At 75.6% G+C, this 15,044-nt stretch carries 13 protein-coding genes; 9 read left to right on the top strand and 4 right to left on the bottom strand.

The window, feature by feature from the left end:
- The first annotated feature begins 72 nt into the window (after nt 1-72).
- From ACSNOD_RS18635 to ACSNOD_RS18625, 3 genes are all read left to right on the top strand, one after another.
- On the top strand, nt 73-1,083 hold the full coding sequence (locus tag ACSNOD_RS18635) for an isoaspartyl peptidase/L-asparaginase family protein (RefSeq protein ID WP_436768098.1): 1,011 nt from the start codon (nt 73-75) through the stop codon (nt 1,081-1,083).
- Nucleotides 1,084-1,278: 195 nt separating this feature from the next.
- Nucleotides 1,279-1,842, top strand: coding sequence for a snapalysin family zinc-dependent metalloprotease (locus ACSNOD_RS18630; RefSeq protein ID WP_436768101.1), 564 nt, complete (start codon nt 1,279-1,281; stop codon nt 1,840-1,842).
- A 203-nt stretch (nt 1,843-2,045) separates the two neighbouring features.
- A complete protein-coding gene (locus tag ACSNOD_RS18625) occupies nt 2,046-2,447 on the top strand; it encodes a hypothetical protein (protein ID WP_436768097.1) in 402 nt (133 codons plus the stop codon).
- 41 nt (nt 2,448-2,488) lie between these two features.
- Here ACSNOD_RS18625 and ACSNOD_RS18620 read toward each other — a convergent pair whose 3' ends face one another.
- Both ACSNOD_RS18620 and ACSNOD_RS18615 read right to left on the bottom strand, forming a co-directional pair.
- Nucleotides 2,489-3,145, bottom strand: coding sequence for a hypothetical protein (locus tag ACSNOD_RS18620; RefSeq protein WP_436768096.1), 657 nt, complete (start codon nt 3,143-3,145; stop codon nt 2,489-2,491).
- Between the two features lie 235 nt (nt 3,146-3,380).
- The gene (locus ACSNOD_RS18615; protein ID WP_436768095.1) at nt 3,381-3,818 is read right to left on the bottom strand and encodes a subtilase-type protease inhibitor; all 438 of its coding nucleotides are present in this window, start codon (nt 3,816-3,818) and stop codon (nt 3,381-3,383) included.
- A gap of 443 nt (nt 3,819-4,261) precedes the next feature.
- Between ACSNOD_RS18615 and ACSNOD_RS18610 the strand changes: the two genes are divergently transcribed.
- From ACSNOD_RS18610 to ACSNOD_RS18590, 5 genes are all read left to right on the top strand, one after another.
- Complete coding sequence (locus ACSNOD_RS18610; RefSeq protein ID WP_436768094.1) at nt 4,262-5,245, top strand: Ppx/GppA phosphatase family protein; 984 nt, start codon at nt 4,262-4,264, stop codon at nt 5,243-5,245.
- 149 nt (nt 5,246-5,394) lie between these two features.
- Nucleotides 5,395-6,729: a serine hydrolase domain-containing protein gene (locus tag ACSNOD_RS18605; RefSeq protein WP_436768100.1), complete on the top strand. Its 1,335-nt coding sequence runs from the start codon at nt 5,395-5,397 to the stop codon at nt 6,727-6,729.
- Between the two features lie 130 nt (nt 6,730-6,859).
- Nucleotides 6,860-8,815, top strand: a complete 1,956-nt coding sequence (locus ACSNOD_RS18600) for a bifunctional metallophosphatase/5'-nucleotidase (protein ID WP_436768093.1) — start codon at nt 6,860-6,862, stop codon at nt 8,813-8,815.
- Nucleotides 8,816-8,910: 95 nt separating this feature from the next.
- Nucleotides 8,911-10,287 carry a cryptochrome/photolyase family protein gene (locus ACSNOD_RS18595; protein ID WP_436768092.1) on the top strand — a complete coding sequence of 459 codons (1,377 nt, stop codon included), beginning with the start codon at nt 8,911-8,913 and terminating at the stop codon, nt 10,285-10,287.
- A gap of 302 nt (nt 10,288-10,589) precedes the next feature.
- On the top strand, nt 10,590-12,161 hold the full coding sequence (locus ACSNOD_RS18590) for a hypothetical protein (protein WP_436768091.1): 1,572 nt from the start codon (nt 10,590-10,592) through the stop codon (nt 12,159-12,161).
- Between the two features lie 58 nt (nt 12,162-12,219).
- On the opposite strand, the gene ACSNOD_RS18585 is transcribed toward ACSNOD_RS18590, so the two are convergent.
- Complete coding sequence (locus tag ACSNOD_RS18585; RefSeq protein WP_436768090.1) at nt 12,220-12,954, bottom strand: IclR family transcriptional regulator; 735 nt, start codon at nt 12,952-12,954, stop codon at nt 12,220-12,222.
- 500 nt (nt 12,955-13,454) lie between these two features.
- Between ACSNOD_RS18585 and ACSNOD_RS18580 the strand changes: the two genes are divergently transcribed.
- A complete protein-coding gene (locus ACSNOD_RS18580; RefSeq protein ID WP_436768089.1) occupies nt 13,455-13,874 on the top strand; it encodes a peptidase inhibitor family I36 protein in 420 nt (139 codons plus the stop codon).
- Between the two features lie 151 nt (nt 13,875-14,025).
- On the opposite strand, the gene ACSNOD_RS18575 is transcribed toward ACSNOD_RS18580, so the two are convergent.
- Complete coding sequence (locus ACSNOD_RS18575) at nt 14,026-14,997, bottom strand: YihY/virulence factor BrkB family protein (protein WP_436768099.1); 972 nt, start codon at nt 14,995-14,997, stop codon at nt 14,026-14,028.
- Between the last annotated feature and the right edge of the window lie 47 nt (nt 14,998-15,044).

Genomic DNA, 15,044 nt, shown 5'->3' with positions numbered 1-15,044 from the left:
GGTCCGGAACCGTGACCGGGGCCGGGTCGGCGCTCGGGGCCCGGCGGGCCCCCGGGCCCCGACGCCCGGAACGTGGTCCTGGCCGTCCACGGCGGCGCCGGCACCGCGCTCGTCCGGGGCGAGACCGACCCGAGGACGGAGCGCGCCTACCGCGAGGGGCTGGCCGCGGCCCTGCGCGCCGGCGGGGACGTGCTGCGGCGCGGCGGCGGGAGCGTGGCCGCCGTCGAGGCGGCGGTCCGGGTGCTGGAGGACGACGAGATGTTCAACGCCGGCCGGGGCGCGGTGTTCACGGAGGACGCGGGGCACGAGCTGGACGCGTCCGTGATGCGGGGGTCGGACCTGGCGGCCGGGGCGGTCGCGGGGGTGAGGAACGTCCGCAACCCCGTCTCGGCGGCCCGGCTGGTGATGGAGCGCACCCGGCATGTGCTGCTCGCGGGGGAGGGGGCGGACGACTTCGCCGCCCGCAACGGCCTGCCCACCGTCACGCAGGACTACTACTGGACCCAGAAGCGCTGGGACGCCCTGCTGGAGGCGAAGAAGCCCGGCGCCCGGGGCGGCGGGTCCGCGGCGGGCGGCGAGGGGAAGGCCGCGGCCGTCGGGGGCAAGGCCGCGGGGCGGGGCGGCCGGTCCGCGGGCCGGGACGAGCAGGCGATGGGGACGGTGGGCGCCGTGGCCGTCGACCGGGCGCGCGACCTCGCGGCCGCCACGTCCACCGGGGGCCTGACCAACAAGATGGTGGGCCGGGTCGGCGACTCGCCCGTCATCGGGGCCGGCACCTACGCCAGGAACGACACCGCCGCGGTGAGCGCCACCGGCCAGGGCGAGGTCTTCATCCGCGGCGCGGCGGCGGTGACCGTCTCCCATCTGATGGAGTTCCGGGGCCTCGACGTGGCCTCGGCGGCGTACGAGGTGGTGGTCCGGCGGCTGGCGGCACTCGGCGGCCTCGGCGGGGTCATCGCCCTCGACCGCGACGGCGTGTTCGACGCGCCGCACAGCAGCGAGGGCATGCTGCACGGCTATCTGACGCGCGACGGTGAGATCGTCACCAAGGTGTTCCGGGACGAGTCGCCGCCCGACCAGTGAGTCGACGGGCCGGCGCGTCGCCGCCGCGCCGGCCGGATCGCCCGTACGGTGAGGCGCCCGTACGCCCGAGCATTCGCGGGACAGCGCGTTCGAACGGTTGACGCGGTCGGGCGGCGCATCGACAGTGAAGGGCGGGCGTGGATGTCATGTCCATGTCCATCCCCCCACTTCTCTCTTGCCAGGAGGCCGATCGTGATGTTCGGCAACGTCGTACGCGCGGTGGTCGTCGTGGGTCTGTCGGCATGCGGCCTGGTGAGCGGCCCGGCCCTCGCCGCCGCGGCGCCCCCGCCCGCCGAGGACCGGGCGGTCGCCGCGCGCGTCCTCACCTACAACGCCCAGGGCGCCGCCGAGTTCGCCGGCGCGGTGCGCCAGGGGGTGACGATCTGGAACGACAGCGTGGCCAACGTCGAACTGGTCCCGGCCCCCGCGGGGCAGCGCGCCAACATCCGGATCGTCGCCGACAACGGCTGGCCCCGCGCGGTGACGACGAGCCTGGGCAACGGCACGGTCTACATGGGCCGGCAGGCGGTGAACCAGGGGTACGACACGGTCCGGATCGCCGCTCACGAACTGGGCCACATCCTGGGCCTGCCCGACAGGAAGCCGGGCCCCTGTTCGAGCCTGATGTCCGGCTCCTCCGCCGGGGTGTCCTGCACGAACCCCTATCCGGACGCGGCGGAGAAGCAGGCGGTCGAGCGGAACTTCTCCGGCTCGTCCGTCCCGGCGCGGCCCCAGCGGACCCTGGTCTTCCAGGACTGACCGGCCCCGCCCGCCACGTTTGGCCCGCCCCGCCGCGCTGCGCGGCCCGCACTCTCCTACCGTCGGTAGGGAGCAGCACCATCGGGCGGAGCGGGAGCCGGCGCACCGGGCAGCGGCGCGGCCGGCGGCGGCCCGCCCGAACGGGACGCGGCGAACGGCACGCGGCGAACGGCTCGTCCGCGACGGCAGAGGAGCACCGGGCCATGAACACCCAGGAGAGCGCGGCTCACGTCGATGTCCATCTCACCGGCTGTACCCGGCAGGACGCGGAGGCGGTCTTCGGCGCCCTGGAGGCGGCGTTCCCGGCCGAGGGCCCGGGACTCGGCGAGATGCGGGAGGCGTCCCGCCCGGGGACGGCCAACCCCTCGGTGTGGTGCATGACCCTGGACGCCCGCCGGCACGGTGCGCCGGCGGGCCCCGTGACGCTGTCCGCGCCGGTGGTGGCCCATCTCTTCGGCGAGTACCAGCCGGTGCGCCAGGTGCGGGAGGCCCTGTCGCGGGTCCTCGCCTCCGAGATGCAGGGCACGATCTCCGGCGAGCACGAGTTCGAGGTCCGGCTCCGGCTCATGACCGGCCCTCCGGAAGGAGCGTCCGGCAAGGCGTAGGCGGCGAACGGCGCCCACCGGATGGCCGATGGGCGCCGTGGTCACGGACGCAGGCGGCGGTCCGTCCAACCGGTCAGGCTCGCCACCCAGACGTTGGGGATCATCGCCGGGTGCGCCCCCGGCAGGCCGCGGGTGCGGTAGGCCCTGAGCACGTCGTGGACCGCGTCGAGGCAGTCCCGGGAGCCGAACCCGCCCGTGCGGGGGTCGCGGCCCACCAGGAAGCCCCGGCGCTCCACGACGGGGATCATCGCCCGCGCGCCGCGCACATCGGCGGTCGGCGTGCCCGTGCAGCGATAGCGCGTGTAGGACTGCTCCGGCCGGCCCCCCGGGTAGTACGTGCCCCGCGCCATGTCGCGCAGCATCCGCCGGAAGTCGCCCCGCGCGTGCCAGGCGCCGATGTCGCCGCCCGGCGGGGTGTACAGGCGGTTGCTCGGGTTCTCCACCGCCCCGTACACCCAGCGGTCGGTGCCGGTGACCTTGAACCCCCAGCCCACGTGGCCCAGCCGCTGGGCGCCGTCCGGCTTGACGAACACGCAGGCGCCGCCGAACCCGGCGGGCGGCCCCGCCGGCCCGGCCTTCGCCGCCGCGCCGGGCGCGACCGCGCCTCCCGCGACCGTCGCCACCGCCGTCAGCGCGACCACCGCGGCGGCCGTCCTCCGGGCGAGCCGCCGTGCCGCGCTCCCGCTCGTGCCGTCCATCGTTCCCCCCGGGGACTGCTCCGGGAGCCTCCCCACCGAGGCGCCCGCGTGCCGGGGGACACACGGGCGCGCACCGCTTCGGTTCCTCCCGGGACGGAGTCGTGACACGCCCGGGCCCCACCCGGGACAGCGGGTGGGCCCGGCGAGCCCCGCAGGGCTCCGTACGCCTCGTCACGCCCAGCGGTTTCCGGCGGGGAGGGGGAGGGGCCGGACCCGCGGGGTGCCCGACGGGGCGTCAGAAGGCGAAGACGCTGCTCTCCGTGGCGTCCTTCGCGCAGCTGTTCGGGAAGGTGTGGGCGTAGGAGACGCGCCGGCCCTCCCAGACGCCCTCGGCGGTGACCGTGACGGGGTTCCAGTCGAGCGTGCACGCCCGGTCCGGTGCCACCGCCGTCAGCGGGGCGAAGTCGCCGTTGGTGGCGCGCAGTTCCGCGCAGGCCGCCGCGGGGTCGGGGTGGTCGCCGTGCGGCGTGGGCGCGCAGCTCAGCAGCACGGCGCGGCGCACAGGAGCGGTCTGCGGGTCCTCCCCCTGCCCCACGGTCAGCACCATCGCGTTGGGGGCGGCGTACCTGCGGGGCTCCGGCGCGTCCGCCGCTTGCGCGAGGCCCGCACCACCCGCGAGGCAGGTCAGCCCCAGTGCGACACCCAGTACGGTTCCACGGCCGATGGTCCGCATTCCGAACACTCCTTGGTCGAGGGTGCAGATAACGGACGCGAGTCTTGCTCGCTCGGAGCATGAACGCACATGCGGCGACCGCTTCCTGCCATGAGCATGTTCCCGGACCCGGCCGGAACCGACGGCTCCGACATGCCGTACGGCCGAGTTCCCGCCGCCCGTGTGCCGGGGCCGCACGTCGCGCGTGGCGGGCGGGGAGCGGAGTCGGCCGATCCAGGTCGGCCGAAAGGGGCGCCGCCGGGGCGCGTTCGTACCCCCTCACGCGCCTTTCACGCACGCCCGTTCACTGTCATACGCCACCGTCCGCCGTCGTACACCACCGTCCGCCGCCCGGCGTCGCCGTACGCCGGCGTCCGACCGGGCCGGCCCCGCGCCCGCCCGCCGCCCCCGGAGCGCGCCGCGCCGAGAGCATTTCCGCCGCGGGCCAGGGTAGGGGGTGGCCTATGCGGCTGGGTGTGCTGGACGTGGGCTCGAACACCGTGCATCTGCAGGTCTGCGACGCGGTCGGCGGCGCCCCGCTCCCCGTCCACCGGCACCGGGTGCGGCTGCGGCTCGCCGAGACCCTCGACGCCACGGGCCGGCTCGACGAGGTGTCGGTCTCCCGCCTGGTCGAGGCCGTCTCCGCGGCCCGGGCCACCGCCCGCCGGTGGGGCGTCGACGAACTGCTCGGCTACGCCACGGCCGTGGTGCGCGACGCCCCCAACCGGTGCGCGGTCCTCGAAGCGGTGCGCGAGGGCGCCGGGGCGGAGCTCGCCGTCCTGCCCGGCGAGACGGAGGCGGAGCTCACCTTCCTGGCCGCCCGCCGCTGGATGGGCTGGCGCATCGGCTCCATGACCCTGTTCGACATCGGCGGCGGCTCCCTGGAGGTCGCGTTCGGGCGCGGCAGCCACCCCGACTTCCGGGCGTGTCTGCCGCTGGGCGCGGGCCGGCTGACGCGCGAGCACTTCGCCGCCCAGGACCCGCCCGAGCGCGGCGGCGTACGAGCGCTGCGCCGGCACGTCCGCGGCGAACTTCAGGAGGTCGCGGCGCGGCTGCGCTGGGAGGGCACGGGGGCGGCGGTCGGCACCTCCCGCACCTTCCAGCAGCTCGCCCGGTTGTGCGGGGCCGCGCCGGCCCGGCGCGGCCCCTTCGTCGCCCGCCGGCTCGCCCGCTCGGACCTGCGGGCGGCCGTACGGCGGCTGGCCGGGCTGACGGCGAGCCAGCGGGCCGCGCTGCCGGGGATCTCGGCGGCCCGCGCCCGGCAGTCGCTCGCCGGGGCGGTGGTGGCGCACACGCTGATGCGGTCGATGGGCGTCGACGAGGTGACGGTCTGCCCCTGGGCGCTGCGCGAAGGGGTGCTGCTGCGGCGGATCGAGGGCGGCGACCCCGCGTGGTGGCCGGACCTCTGCCGCGCCCCCCGCGGTGGGGCTCTCGCCACGAACGGCTGAATCATCGCTGTTTCACCACATGAGTCCCATCATCACCCGGTACCGATGGAAGCGGCCCGGTCCCGGGGAGTGTCCTCGCCGCGGCGTCGCCGTGGGACGCCGGACCGGACCCGGACGTCGCACCACCGCACCCAGGGGGACCCATGCCCATGCTCGCCCGGCCCACCTCACGGCTCGTCGCCCGGCGCACCCTGCGCGCCCCGCTGCTCGGGGCGACGGCCACGGCCATGCTGGCGGGCGCCGCGTTCACCGGCCCGGCGGCCAGAGCCCCCGCGCCCGACCGGGCCCCGGACCACTCCGCGGCGCGGGCCGCCATGGAGACCATGGTGCGCTCGGGGGTGCCGGGGGTCCTGGCGGAGGTCCGGGTCGCCGGCGGCCCGGACGACGGCCGCACCGAACCCCGCACCGAACCCCGTAGCGGCTCCCATGCCGGCTCCCGTACCGGCGACACCCGCAGCCACCCCGGCGACCACGTCTGGCACGCCGCCGCGGGAGTGACCGACATCCGCACCGGCCGCCCCCGCCGCCCGGCCGAGCACATTCGGATCGGCAGCCTCACCAAGACGTTCGTGGCGACGGTCGTGCTGCAACTGCAGGCCGAGGGCCGGCTCGACCTCGACGACACCCTGGAGAGCCGGCTGCCCGGCCTGGTCCGCGGCCACGGCCACGACGGGTCCCGCATCACCGTGCGCCAGATCCTCAACCACACCAGCGGCATCTACAATTACACCGAGGACCCCCGGCTCGCCCGGCGGTTCTTCACCGAGGAGTTCCTCGCCCACCGCTTCGCCACCTACCCCCCGCGGCGGCTGATCGGCGCCGCGATGGCCCACGCCCCGCTCTTCCCGCCCGGCACCGGCTGGAGCTACTCCAACACCAACTACGTCATCGCCGGCCTGCTGATCGAGAAGGTCACCGGCCGCCCCTACGCCCGGGAGATCGAGCGCCGGATCATCGAGCCGCTCGGCCTGCGCGCCACCCGCCTGCCCGGCACGGACCACCGGATGCCGCGCCCCGCCGGCCGGGGCTACACCGACTACTCCGCCGGAGCCGGCGCCCGGCGCCACGACGTCACCGAGCTGAACCCCTCCCAGGCCGGCGCCTCGGGGGAGATGATCTCCTCGGTCGGTGACCTCAACCGCTTCTACCGCGCGCTGCTGCGCGGCCGGCTGCTGCCCGCCCGCCAGCTCGCCGAGATGCGCACCACCGTCCCCGTCGACCGCACCGGCTCGATGGCGTACGGCCTCGGGCTGATCGAGTGGCGGCTGTCCTGCGGCACGACGGTGTGGGGGCACGACGGCGGCATCCAGGGCGCGGTCACCAGCGTGACGGCCACCGGGGACGGCGACCACATCGCCGCCTTCACGGCCAATGCCCACGGGGACATCGACCACCGGGCGCTCGTCGAGGCGGAATTCTGCGGCTCCGGACAGGTGGGTTCTCGGCCGCTTCTCCCTTTGCTAACTTCCGGAAGCAGGCCATGAATCGGCCGTCATGTGTTCATGTACCAGTCGTCTCGCGGTGGCCCTCAGGCTCCCGTGACGGGGCTTCACTGAACGGGTTCTCCCCCTCTGCTGGATGGCTCTGTGCCTCGTACGGTCAGGAGTGCGGCTCATGGTGCGGGAAATCGGACGAAGAACGTTTCTCACCGCGGCCGGAGCGGCCGCCACCACGGTCGCCGTCGGCACCCCCGGCTACGCGTCGAGCGACGCCCGGGACGCCGCCACGGCGAACGAGTACGTCGACGTGCAGCTGCTCAACATCACCGATCTGCACGGCTATCTGCAGGCCGCGCCGGGCGGCAATGCCGTGATCACCGGTGCCGGGGGCACGAAGTACACCGTGGGCGGGGTGGCCTATATGGCCGCCCATCTCGAACGGCTCAGGGCCGGGCGCGCGAACTCCTTCTTTCTCGCACCCGGAGATCTGTTCGCCGGCTGGGAATTCGACGCCGCGGCCTTCGCGGACGAACCCACCATCGAGGCGCTCAACCGCATGGGCCTGGACTTCGCGACCGCCGGCAATCACGAACTCGACCGTTCACCCGGCTTCCTGACCGAACACATGGTGCGGGGAATCCCGTATCCGAAGATCGGCTGGGACGACGCCTTCATCGATTCCAGCGGACAGCGGTTCGACGGCGCCGACTTCCGTTACTACTGCGCCAACTGGGTCTGGTCGGACACCGGCCGGACGCTGCTGCCGCCGTACAACATCGAATGGGTGGACGCCGGCGGCGGCCGCAGGCTCCCGATCGGCTTCATCCACCTCACCGCCATCGGCTCCGACACCTTCCCCACCTCCTACCAGCCGGCCCTCGACACCCTCGACGAGCTGGCCACCGCCAACCGCGTCGCCGCCGAGCTGAAGGCCCGCGGGGTCAACGCGATCGTGCTGAGCATGCACGACGGCGCGGTGGCCGGCGGCGACTTCAACAGCGGGACCAACCCCTCCGGGCCCGCCTACGACCTGGCGCTGAAGGTCTCGCCCGACATCGACGCCATCATCACCGGGCACTGGCACACCCGGTTCAACATGATGGTGCCCGACCCCCACGGCGTGCCCCGGCCCTTCGTCGAGGCCGGCTGCTACGGCCAGCTGATCAGCGAGATCAACCTGCGCCTCGACCGCACGACCGGCAAGGTCGTGCGGGCCCTGACCACCGCCACCAACCACCCCAACACTCGGGACGTCGCCCCGCACCCCGAGCTCAAGGAGGTGGCCGACTACTGGGCCGGTTCCGGCACCCAGCGCTCCCTGGTGCCGCTGGGCCGGCAGACCGCCTCCTTCACCCAGCGGCGCACCCCCGAGGGCGAGTCCACCATGGGCGACCTCGCCGCCGACTGGGCGTTCTGGGCGGGCCGCCGCGCCCTGGGCCCCATCGGCGACGGCAACCCCCACCCCAACACCCCCGCCGACCTCGCCCTGGTCGCCATCGCCCCGCGCGTCGGCCAGTGCGTCATCGGCGCCGACCTCGTCTACGACCTGCCCTCCAAGGGCACCGTCACCTTCGGACAGGCCTGGGACGCCATCGGCTACGGCGACCCCATCCTCACCGTGACCGTCACCGGCGCCCAGCTCCACGACGCCCTCGAACAGCAGTGGACCCCGGGCACCGGCGGCGAACTGCGCTACGCGCCGCTGGCCGTCTCGCACAACGTCCGCTACGCCTTCGACGCGGCGGGGCCGGTCGGCGACCGGGTCGACCCCGCCGATGTGCTCATCAACGGCGAGCCGCTGGACCCCGGGCGCGCGTACCGGCTCGCGGCCACCTCGTACACCCTGCTCGGCCAGGACGGCTACACCGCGTTCACCGGCTTCCGGGACCCGGTCCGGCACCTGAGGGACTTCGAGAGCTTCATCGCCTTCGTCAAGGCCCGCAAGGTGCTCACGCCCGCCCCCCTGAACCGGGTGAGCGTGAAGCGGTACACCGCCGCCGGTGCGCGGATCGGGCGGATCGTCGACCCCGCCCCGGTCGTGGACGGCGACGGCCGCCGGCGTCCCCGGCCCGAGGCCGCCCTCGTCATGCGCGCGGGCCAGGCCCGCGCCCCCTTCCGCATCCCCTGCTAGGTCCGTACTCCAGCCGCGTCGCCGAGGTGGGAAATTCACCGCCCGCCCGGCCTGTCACCCCGCCACCGCCGCCCCGGCCCCGAATCATCGGGCGCATGACGAGACCGCGCCGGGCGGCGGTGGCCATCGCGCTGTTCACCGCCGATCTGCGACTGCACGACAACCCCGTGCTCCGCGCCGCCCTCGCCGGCGCGGACCGGGTCGTACCGCTGTTCGTCCTCGACAGCGGCATCGCCGCCACCGGCTTCGCCGTCCCCAACCGGGCCGCCTTCCTCGCCGAGTGCCTGGCCGACCTCGACGCCGCCCTGCGCATCCGCGGCGGCCGCCTCGTGCTGCGCACCGGCGAGGTCGTCGAGGAGACCTGCCGGGTCGCCGCCGAGACCGGCGCCGAGCGGGTGCACCTCGCCGGCGGGGTCAGCCGCTACGCCCAGCGGCGCGAGCGGCGGCTGCGGGCCGCGCTGGCCGGCGAGCGGCGGGAGCTGCGCGTCCACGACGGCGTCACCACGGTGCTCGCGCCCGGGGCCGTCGCCCCCGCCGGAAAGCACCACTTCGCCGTGTTCACGCCCTACTTCCGCCGCTGGCAGGCCGAGGGCGTGCCGGCGGCGCTCGGCCCCCCGCGCACCGTGACCGTGCCCGAGGAGGCACGCTCGGCGCCGCTGCCGTCCGCGGCCGTACGGGGGACGGCGCCCGGCCGGCCGCTCGGCGGCGAGAGCCGCGCCCGGGCCCGGCTGCGCGCCTGGTGCGCCTCCGGCCTCGACCGGTACGCAGACCGGCAGGACGACCTCGCCGCCGACGCCACCTCCCGGCTCTCGCCCTACCTCCACTTCGGCTGCCTCTCCCCGGCGGAGCCGGTGCGCCGGGCGCGCGCCGCCGGCGGCCCCGGCGCGGCCGCGTTCGAGCGGCAGCTGGCCTGGCGCGACTTCCACCACCAGGTGCTCGCGGCCCGGCCCGACGCCGCCGTCCGCGATCTGCGCACCCGCCACGACCGCTGGCTGCCGGACGGCGAGGAGGCGCGCGCCTGGCGCGCGGGCCGCACCGGCTACCCCCTCGTCGACGCGGCCATGCGCCAGCTGCTGCACGAGGGCTGGATGCACAACCGGGCCCGGCTGCTCACCGCGAGCTTCCTCGCCAAGACCCTCTACGTCGACTGGCGGATCGGCGCGGACCACTTCCTGGCCCATCTCGTCGACGGCGACGTGGCCGACAACCAGCTCAACTGGCAGTGGGTGGCCGGCACCGGCACGGACACCCGCCCCAACCGGGTGCTCAACCCGCTCGCCCAGGCCAAGCGCTTCGACCCGGACGGGACGTATGTGCGCCGCTGGGTGCCGGAGCTCGCCCGGGTGCCCGGCGCGGCCGTGCACCGCCCCTGGCTGCTGCCCGGGCCCGACCGCGCGGCCCTGGACTACCCCGAGCCGCTCGTCGACCTGGCCGAGGCCACCACCCGCTTCCGCCGCGCCCGCGGGCTCTGACACCGGGCCTCCCGGCGTGGGCCCCGCCCCGGCGCGCGTGTGCCGGGCGGCGGGCGGCGGGGGCGCCGCGCGCCGGGACACGAGGGGTACGAGCCGGCCGGCGCCGGGCCCGGCCCGCCCGCGCGACGCCTCCGGCGCCCGCCCGCACGCCGTGGCGGCGCCACCGCCGGGCCCTGCATGCTCGGTCGGGCGCCGCGACGGCGCGCGGCCGACGCGCCGGTACGCCGACCCGGCGTGCCGCCCGGCCGCGGCCCGCCGCTCGTGCGCGCGAGGCGAGGGCCCGGGGCGTGGGGGGTGTTGGTGTGGACGAGCCGGTCACCATCCGGATCGAACCGTACGAGGCCCAGGACGACGCCCGCCAGGCGCTCGCCGACGAGATCGCGGGCCTGTCGGCGGTGCGCGAGCGGCTGCCCGGCCCGCGGCCGCGCCTCGCGGACTTCCGGCTGCTGGCCAAGGACGCCGGGCCCGACGCCCCGTTCCGGGCCGTGGTGCACGACCCCGCCTCCTACCGGTCCGCGGTGGTCACCGGGCGCCTGGACGCCGTCGGCGACGCGGCGGTGCGCTCCGTGCGGTACCGGCCCCGGCCGGACGCCGAGGAGTTCGCCCGCGCGGTGGCGGCGCTGCGCGCCGACCCCGAGATCGGCGCCGTGCTGGCCCGCGAGGGCGTACGGGTCTACCGCCCCATGCCGCCGCTCGCCGACATCGAACACCCCGACGGTTCCGCCGAGCGCGTGGTGACCGTCGGGCTGCGCGACCCCGCGGGGGTGCCGCGGCACCGCGTCGTCGGGGTGCGCGCCCGCGACGGCGCGGTGATCCACGAGCCGGCCGGCGTGCCCGCCGCCGTGGCCGACGAGTGCGAGACCACCCCGCCCGCGGACGACTGCCCCGAAACCCCCGGCCACCACTCCGTACGGGTCCGGGTGCTGCGGGGCGCCACCGAGCTGTGGCATCTGGTCGTCACCCGCCCCACCCACTCGTCGGGCACCAACGGCTCGGGGGCGGAGCTGCGGTTCGTCGACTACCGGGGCACCCGCGTCCTCTTCCAGGCGCATGTGCCGATCCTGAACGTGCGCTACGGGGCGGACGGGCAGGCCATCGGGTGCGGCCCCACCTACCGCGACTGGCAGAACCAGGAGGCGTGCTTCACCGCGAGCGGCGGCGACCCGGCCGGCCCCGGCTACCGGCTGTGCGACACGCCGCCGCGCACCATCCTGGAGAGCGGCAGCGACACCGGGAACTTCCGCGGGGTCGCCTTCCACCACGACGGCTCGGAGCTGCGGATCGTCAGCGAGCTCGCGGCCGGCTGGTACCGCTACATCAGCGACTGGCGGCTCGCCGACGACGGGGTGATCCGCCCCCGGTTTGGCTTCGCCGGGGTCAGCAACCCGTGCACCTGCCGGGTCCACACGCACCACGCCTACTGGCGCCTGGACTTCGACATCGCCGGCGCCGCGGACAACCGGGTGGACGAGTACGCCGACCCACCGGCGGGCCCCGCGGCCTGGACGCCCGTCCGCCTGGAGACGCGCCGGCTCCGCGACGTGGCGAGCCGCCGCCAGTGGCGGGTGGTCAACCGCGCCACCGGGCAGGGCTACCGCATCGTGCCCGGGCCCCACGACGGCACGGCCGACGCGTACGGCGCCGGGGACCTGTGGGTGCTGCGGTACCGGGGCACGGAGATCGACGACGGCCAGGGGTTCACCACCGACCCCGTGCTCTCCCGGGCGCACCTGGACGACTTCGTCACCGGCGAGTCCGTGGACGGCCAGGACGTGGTGGTCTGGTACGCGGGCCACTTCCACCACGACGAGCACGACCCGGTGCCGAGGGCGCACGTCGTCGGCCCCGACCTCTACCCCATGGGCCTCGGCTGAGCGGTGCCCCCGCCCGCGCCGGCCGGGCCGGCCGGGGAGCAGCCGGGGGCACGCCCGGTCAGGCCGGCCCCGCGGCCTCGCGGGCGGCCGAGCGCAGGATCTCCGCCAGCCGCTCCCGCCCGTCGAGGAACATCTCCAGCGGCACCGACGCCGACAGGGCCGTGACCGCCCCCGGGGCGGCCGCGCCCCCGAGCCGCACGGGCACGGACAGGCAGGCGAAGCCCGGCACCGACTCCTCGATCTCGACGGCCACCCCGGTGCGCCGGACCCGGCGCAGCTCCCGGTCCAGGTGCTCCGCCGAGGTGATGGTGCTCTCGGTCAGCCGCGGCATCCCGGCGCGGTCCAGATAGCGGCGGCGGGCGGCCGGGGGCAGGGCGGACAGCAGCGTCTTGCCGTGCGCGGTGGCATGGGCCCGGGTCTCCCGCCCCAGCGAGAAGGGGGAGTGGGCGGGCGCCGCCGTGCTGCCGACGATGGAGATCTCCCCGTCGCGGTACGCGCTGAGGTGGGCGTCCGCGCCGGTGGCGCCGCGCACCCGCAGCAGCAGTTCCTGAATGCCGTCGTCGACGCGGAGCTGGCGCTGGAACGCCTGGTGGAGCGCGGGGATGCGGTGGCCGAGGGCATAGCCGCCGCCGGCCCGCACCAGGTGTCCGCGCTCGGTGAGCGAGCCGAGCAGGTCGTACACGGTGGACAGCCCGCAGCCGAGCCGGCGGGCGAGGGCCTTGGCCGTCACCGGCTCGGCGGACTCGGCCACCGCGTCCAGCACATCGAGCGCACGGTCGACGGACTGCGGCATGGCGGGGGTTCTCCGGGGTGGTGCGGCGGTACGGGTTCTCCCCCACAGGATCGCACAGCGTACGGGCGCCTGAAGCGGGGCGGAGGGCGTCGTTCCGTCGCGGACCGCATCAGATCGTCAACGAGGGCCGGTGCAGAGGTTTTTGGTGATTTTCAAGCCAAAGTGAAGGCATGGGCGGGACGTCCGGACATGCGTTCGCCAGGGCTTCGCCGATGGTCACCGGCCCCTCAAGGGGTGGTCAACACAGCGTCAAAGGGGTGTTACGAACGGGTATCACCGCAGGTCAAGCGGGCGGCGCCGGGTCATTGGAACGAAACATTCCGCCAGCCGCGAGCGGTGTGACGCGATTGCGGGGGTGATCACTCCGCCGATTACGGGTGCCGGTTCGGCGGCGCTAGGTTTTGCTCCGCCCGCACATGGCACTCGCCCCGGGTGTTCGATCCGGAGCCGGTGGTTTCGGTCCACCGGCCCACTCCCACAACGACGTTGGAGGTCCTCTCGTGATCCGCAAGCGTGCGATAGCCGTTCTCGGCTCGGCTGCCGGCCTGATGCTGGGTGCGGTGGGTTTCGCCGCGCCCGCCCAGTCCGCCGCGGCCCCGGCCGCCCCGGCCGCTCCCGCCTGCCCGGCGAACAGCCTGTGCACCTACAGCGGTGCCGATCTGACCGGCACGCTCACCGTCATCCCGGCCACCACCATCGTGCGCGCCGACCAGAACGGCGTGGCCGTGCCGAACTCGGCGAAGTCCGCCGTCAACCGCACCGACTTCACCGTCCGCTACGGCCCCGCGCACGAGGTCGTCTGCGTCCGCTACCCGTGCTACCAGTACGGCACCGTCGGCACCATGGCGCCGGGCGCCCGGGTGGGCACCCTCCCCGCGACCGAGGGCCAGCTGAAGGTCGGGCAGGACCTGGGCAACTGATCCGCCCCGGGGGCCGGCCGTGACGCCCGTCCCGCGGCGCCGGGCCCCGTGACGTCCATCCCGCGGCGCCGGGCCCCGTGACGCCCGACCCCGCGGCGCCGGACCGCGCGGAGCGCGCCCTGCGCGCGGCACCCCGCGCCGCCGTCCCGGGTCACCCGTCACCGGGGGCCTCGCCCCCCGCCTCCATCGCGCGCCGTCGGCGGCGCGGCCAGGCGCGCGTGTCACGCGGCTCCACATACGGCTCCCGGTGCACCGGGTGGCCGCCGGAGATGGCCCGCTCCCGCGCCAGCTCGGCATCGAACTCCAGGCCGAGCAGGATCGCCAGATTGGTCAGCCACAACCAGATCAGGAACACGATGACGCCCGCCAGGGTGCCGTAGATCTTGTTGTACGAGCCGAAGTTCGCCACGTACAGCGCGAAACCGGCCGAGGCGGCCAGCCACAGCACCACCGCCAGCACGCCCCCGGGGGTCAGCCAGCGGAAGCCGCGCCCGCGCACATTGGGCGCGGCCCAGTACAGCAGCGCGATCATCACCACCACGAGCGTCACCAGCACCGGCCACTTGGCGACCGCCCAGACGGCCAGCGCGGTGTCCCCGAGGCCGATCAGCCGCCCCGCCCGCTCGGCCACCGCGCCGGTGAACACCACGATCACCGCACCGGCGGCGAGCAGCACCATCAGCAGCAGGGTCAGGCCCAGCCGCAGCGGGGTGACCTTCCAGATCGGCCGGCCCTCCGGCAGGTCGTACACCGCGTTGGCCGCCCGGATGAACGCGGCGACATAGCCGGACGCGGACCACAGCGCGCCGGCCAGGCCCACGACGGCCAGCACACTGCCGGTGCCGCCGCTGTGCCGCAGCCGCTCCACGGCGCCACTGAGGATGTCCCGGGTGGCGCCGGGGGCGAGCCGGCGCACCTCGCCCAGGATCTCGTCCGTCGCCGAGGCGCTCACCACCCCGAGGAGGGACACCAGCACCAGCAGGGCGGGGAACAGCGACAGCACGCTGTAGTACGTCAGGGCCGCCGCCCGGTCGGGCAGCCCGTCGTCGAGGAACTCCTTGCCGGTGCGCCGCCACACCGCCCACCAGGACCGGGCGCCGAGATCGGACGGCCGCCCGGGCACGGTCGCCGTGCCCGCTCCTGTTCCCGCCTCCGCCCCCGCCCCTGTGC

The sequence above is a fragment of the Streptomyces sp. URMC 123 genome (genome assembly GCF_051386515.1).
Lineage (GTDB): Bacteria > Actinomycetota > Actinomycetes > Streptomycetales > Streptomycetaceae > Streptomyces.
The sequence above is the reverse complement of the archived record's forward strand: the minus strand, read 5'-3'. Positions and strand labels throughout refer to the sequence as shown.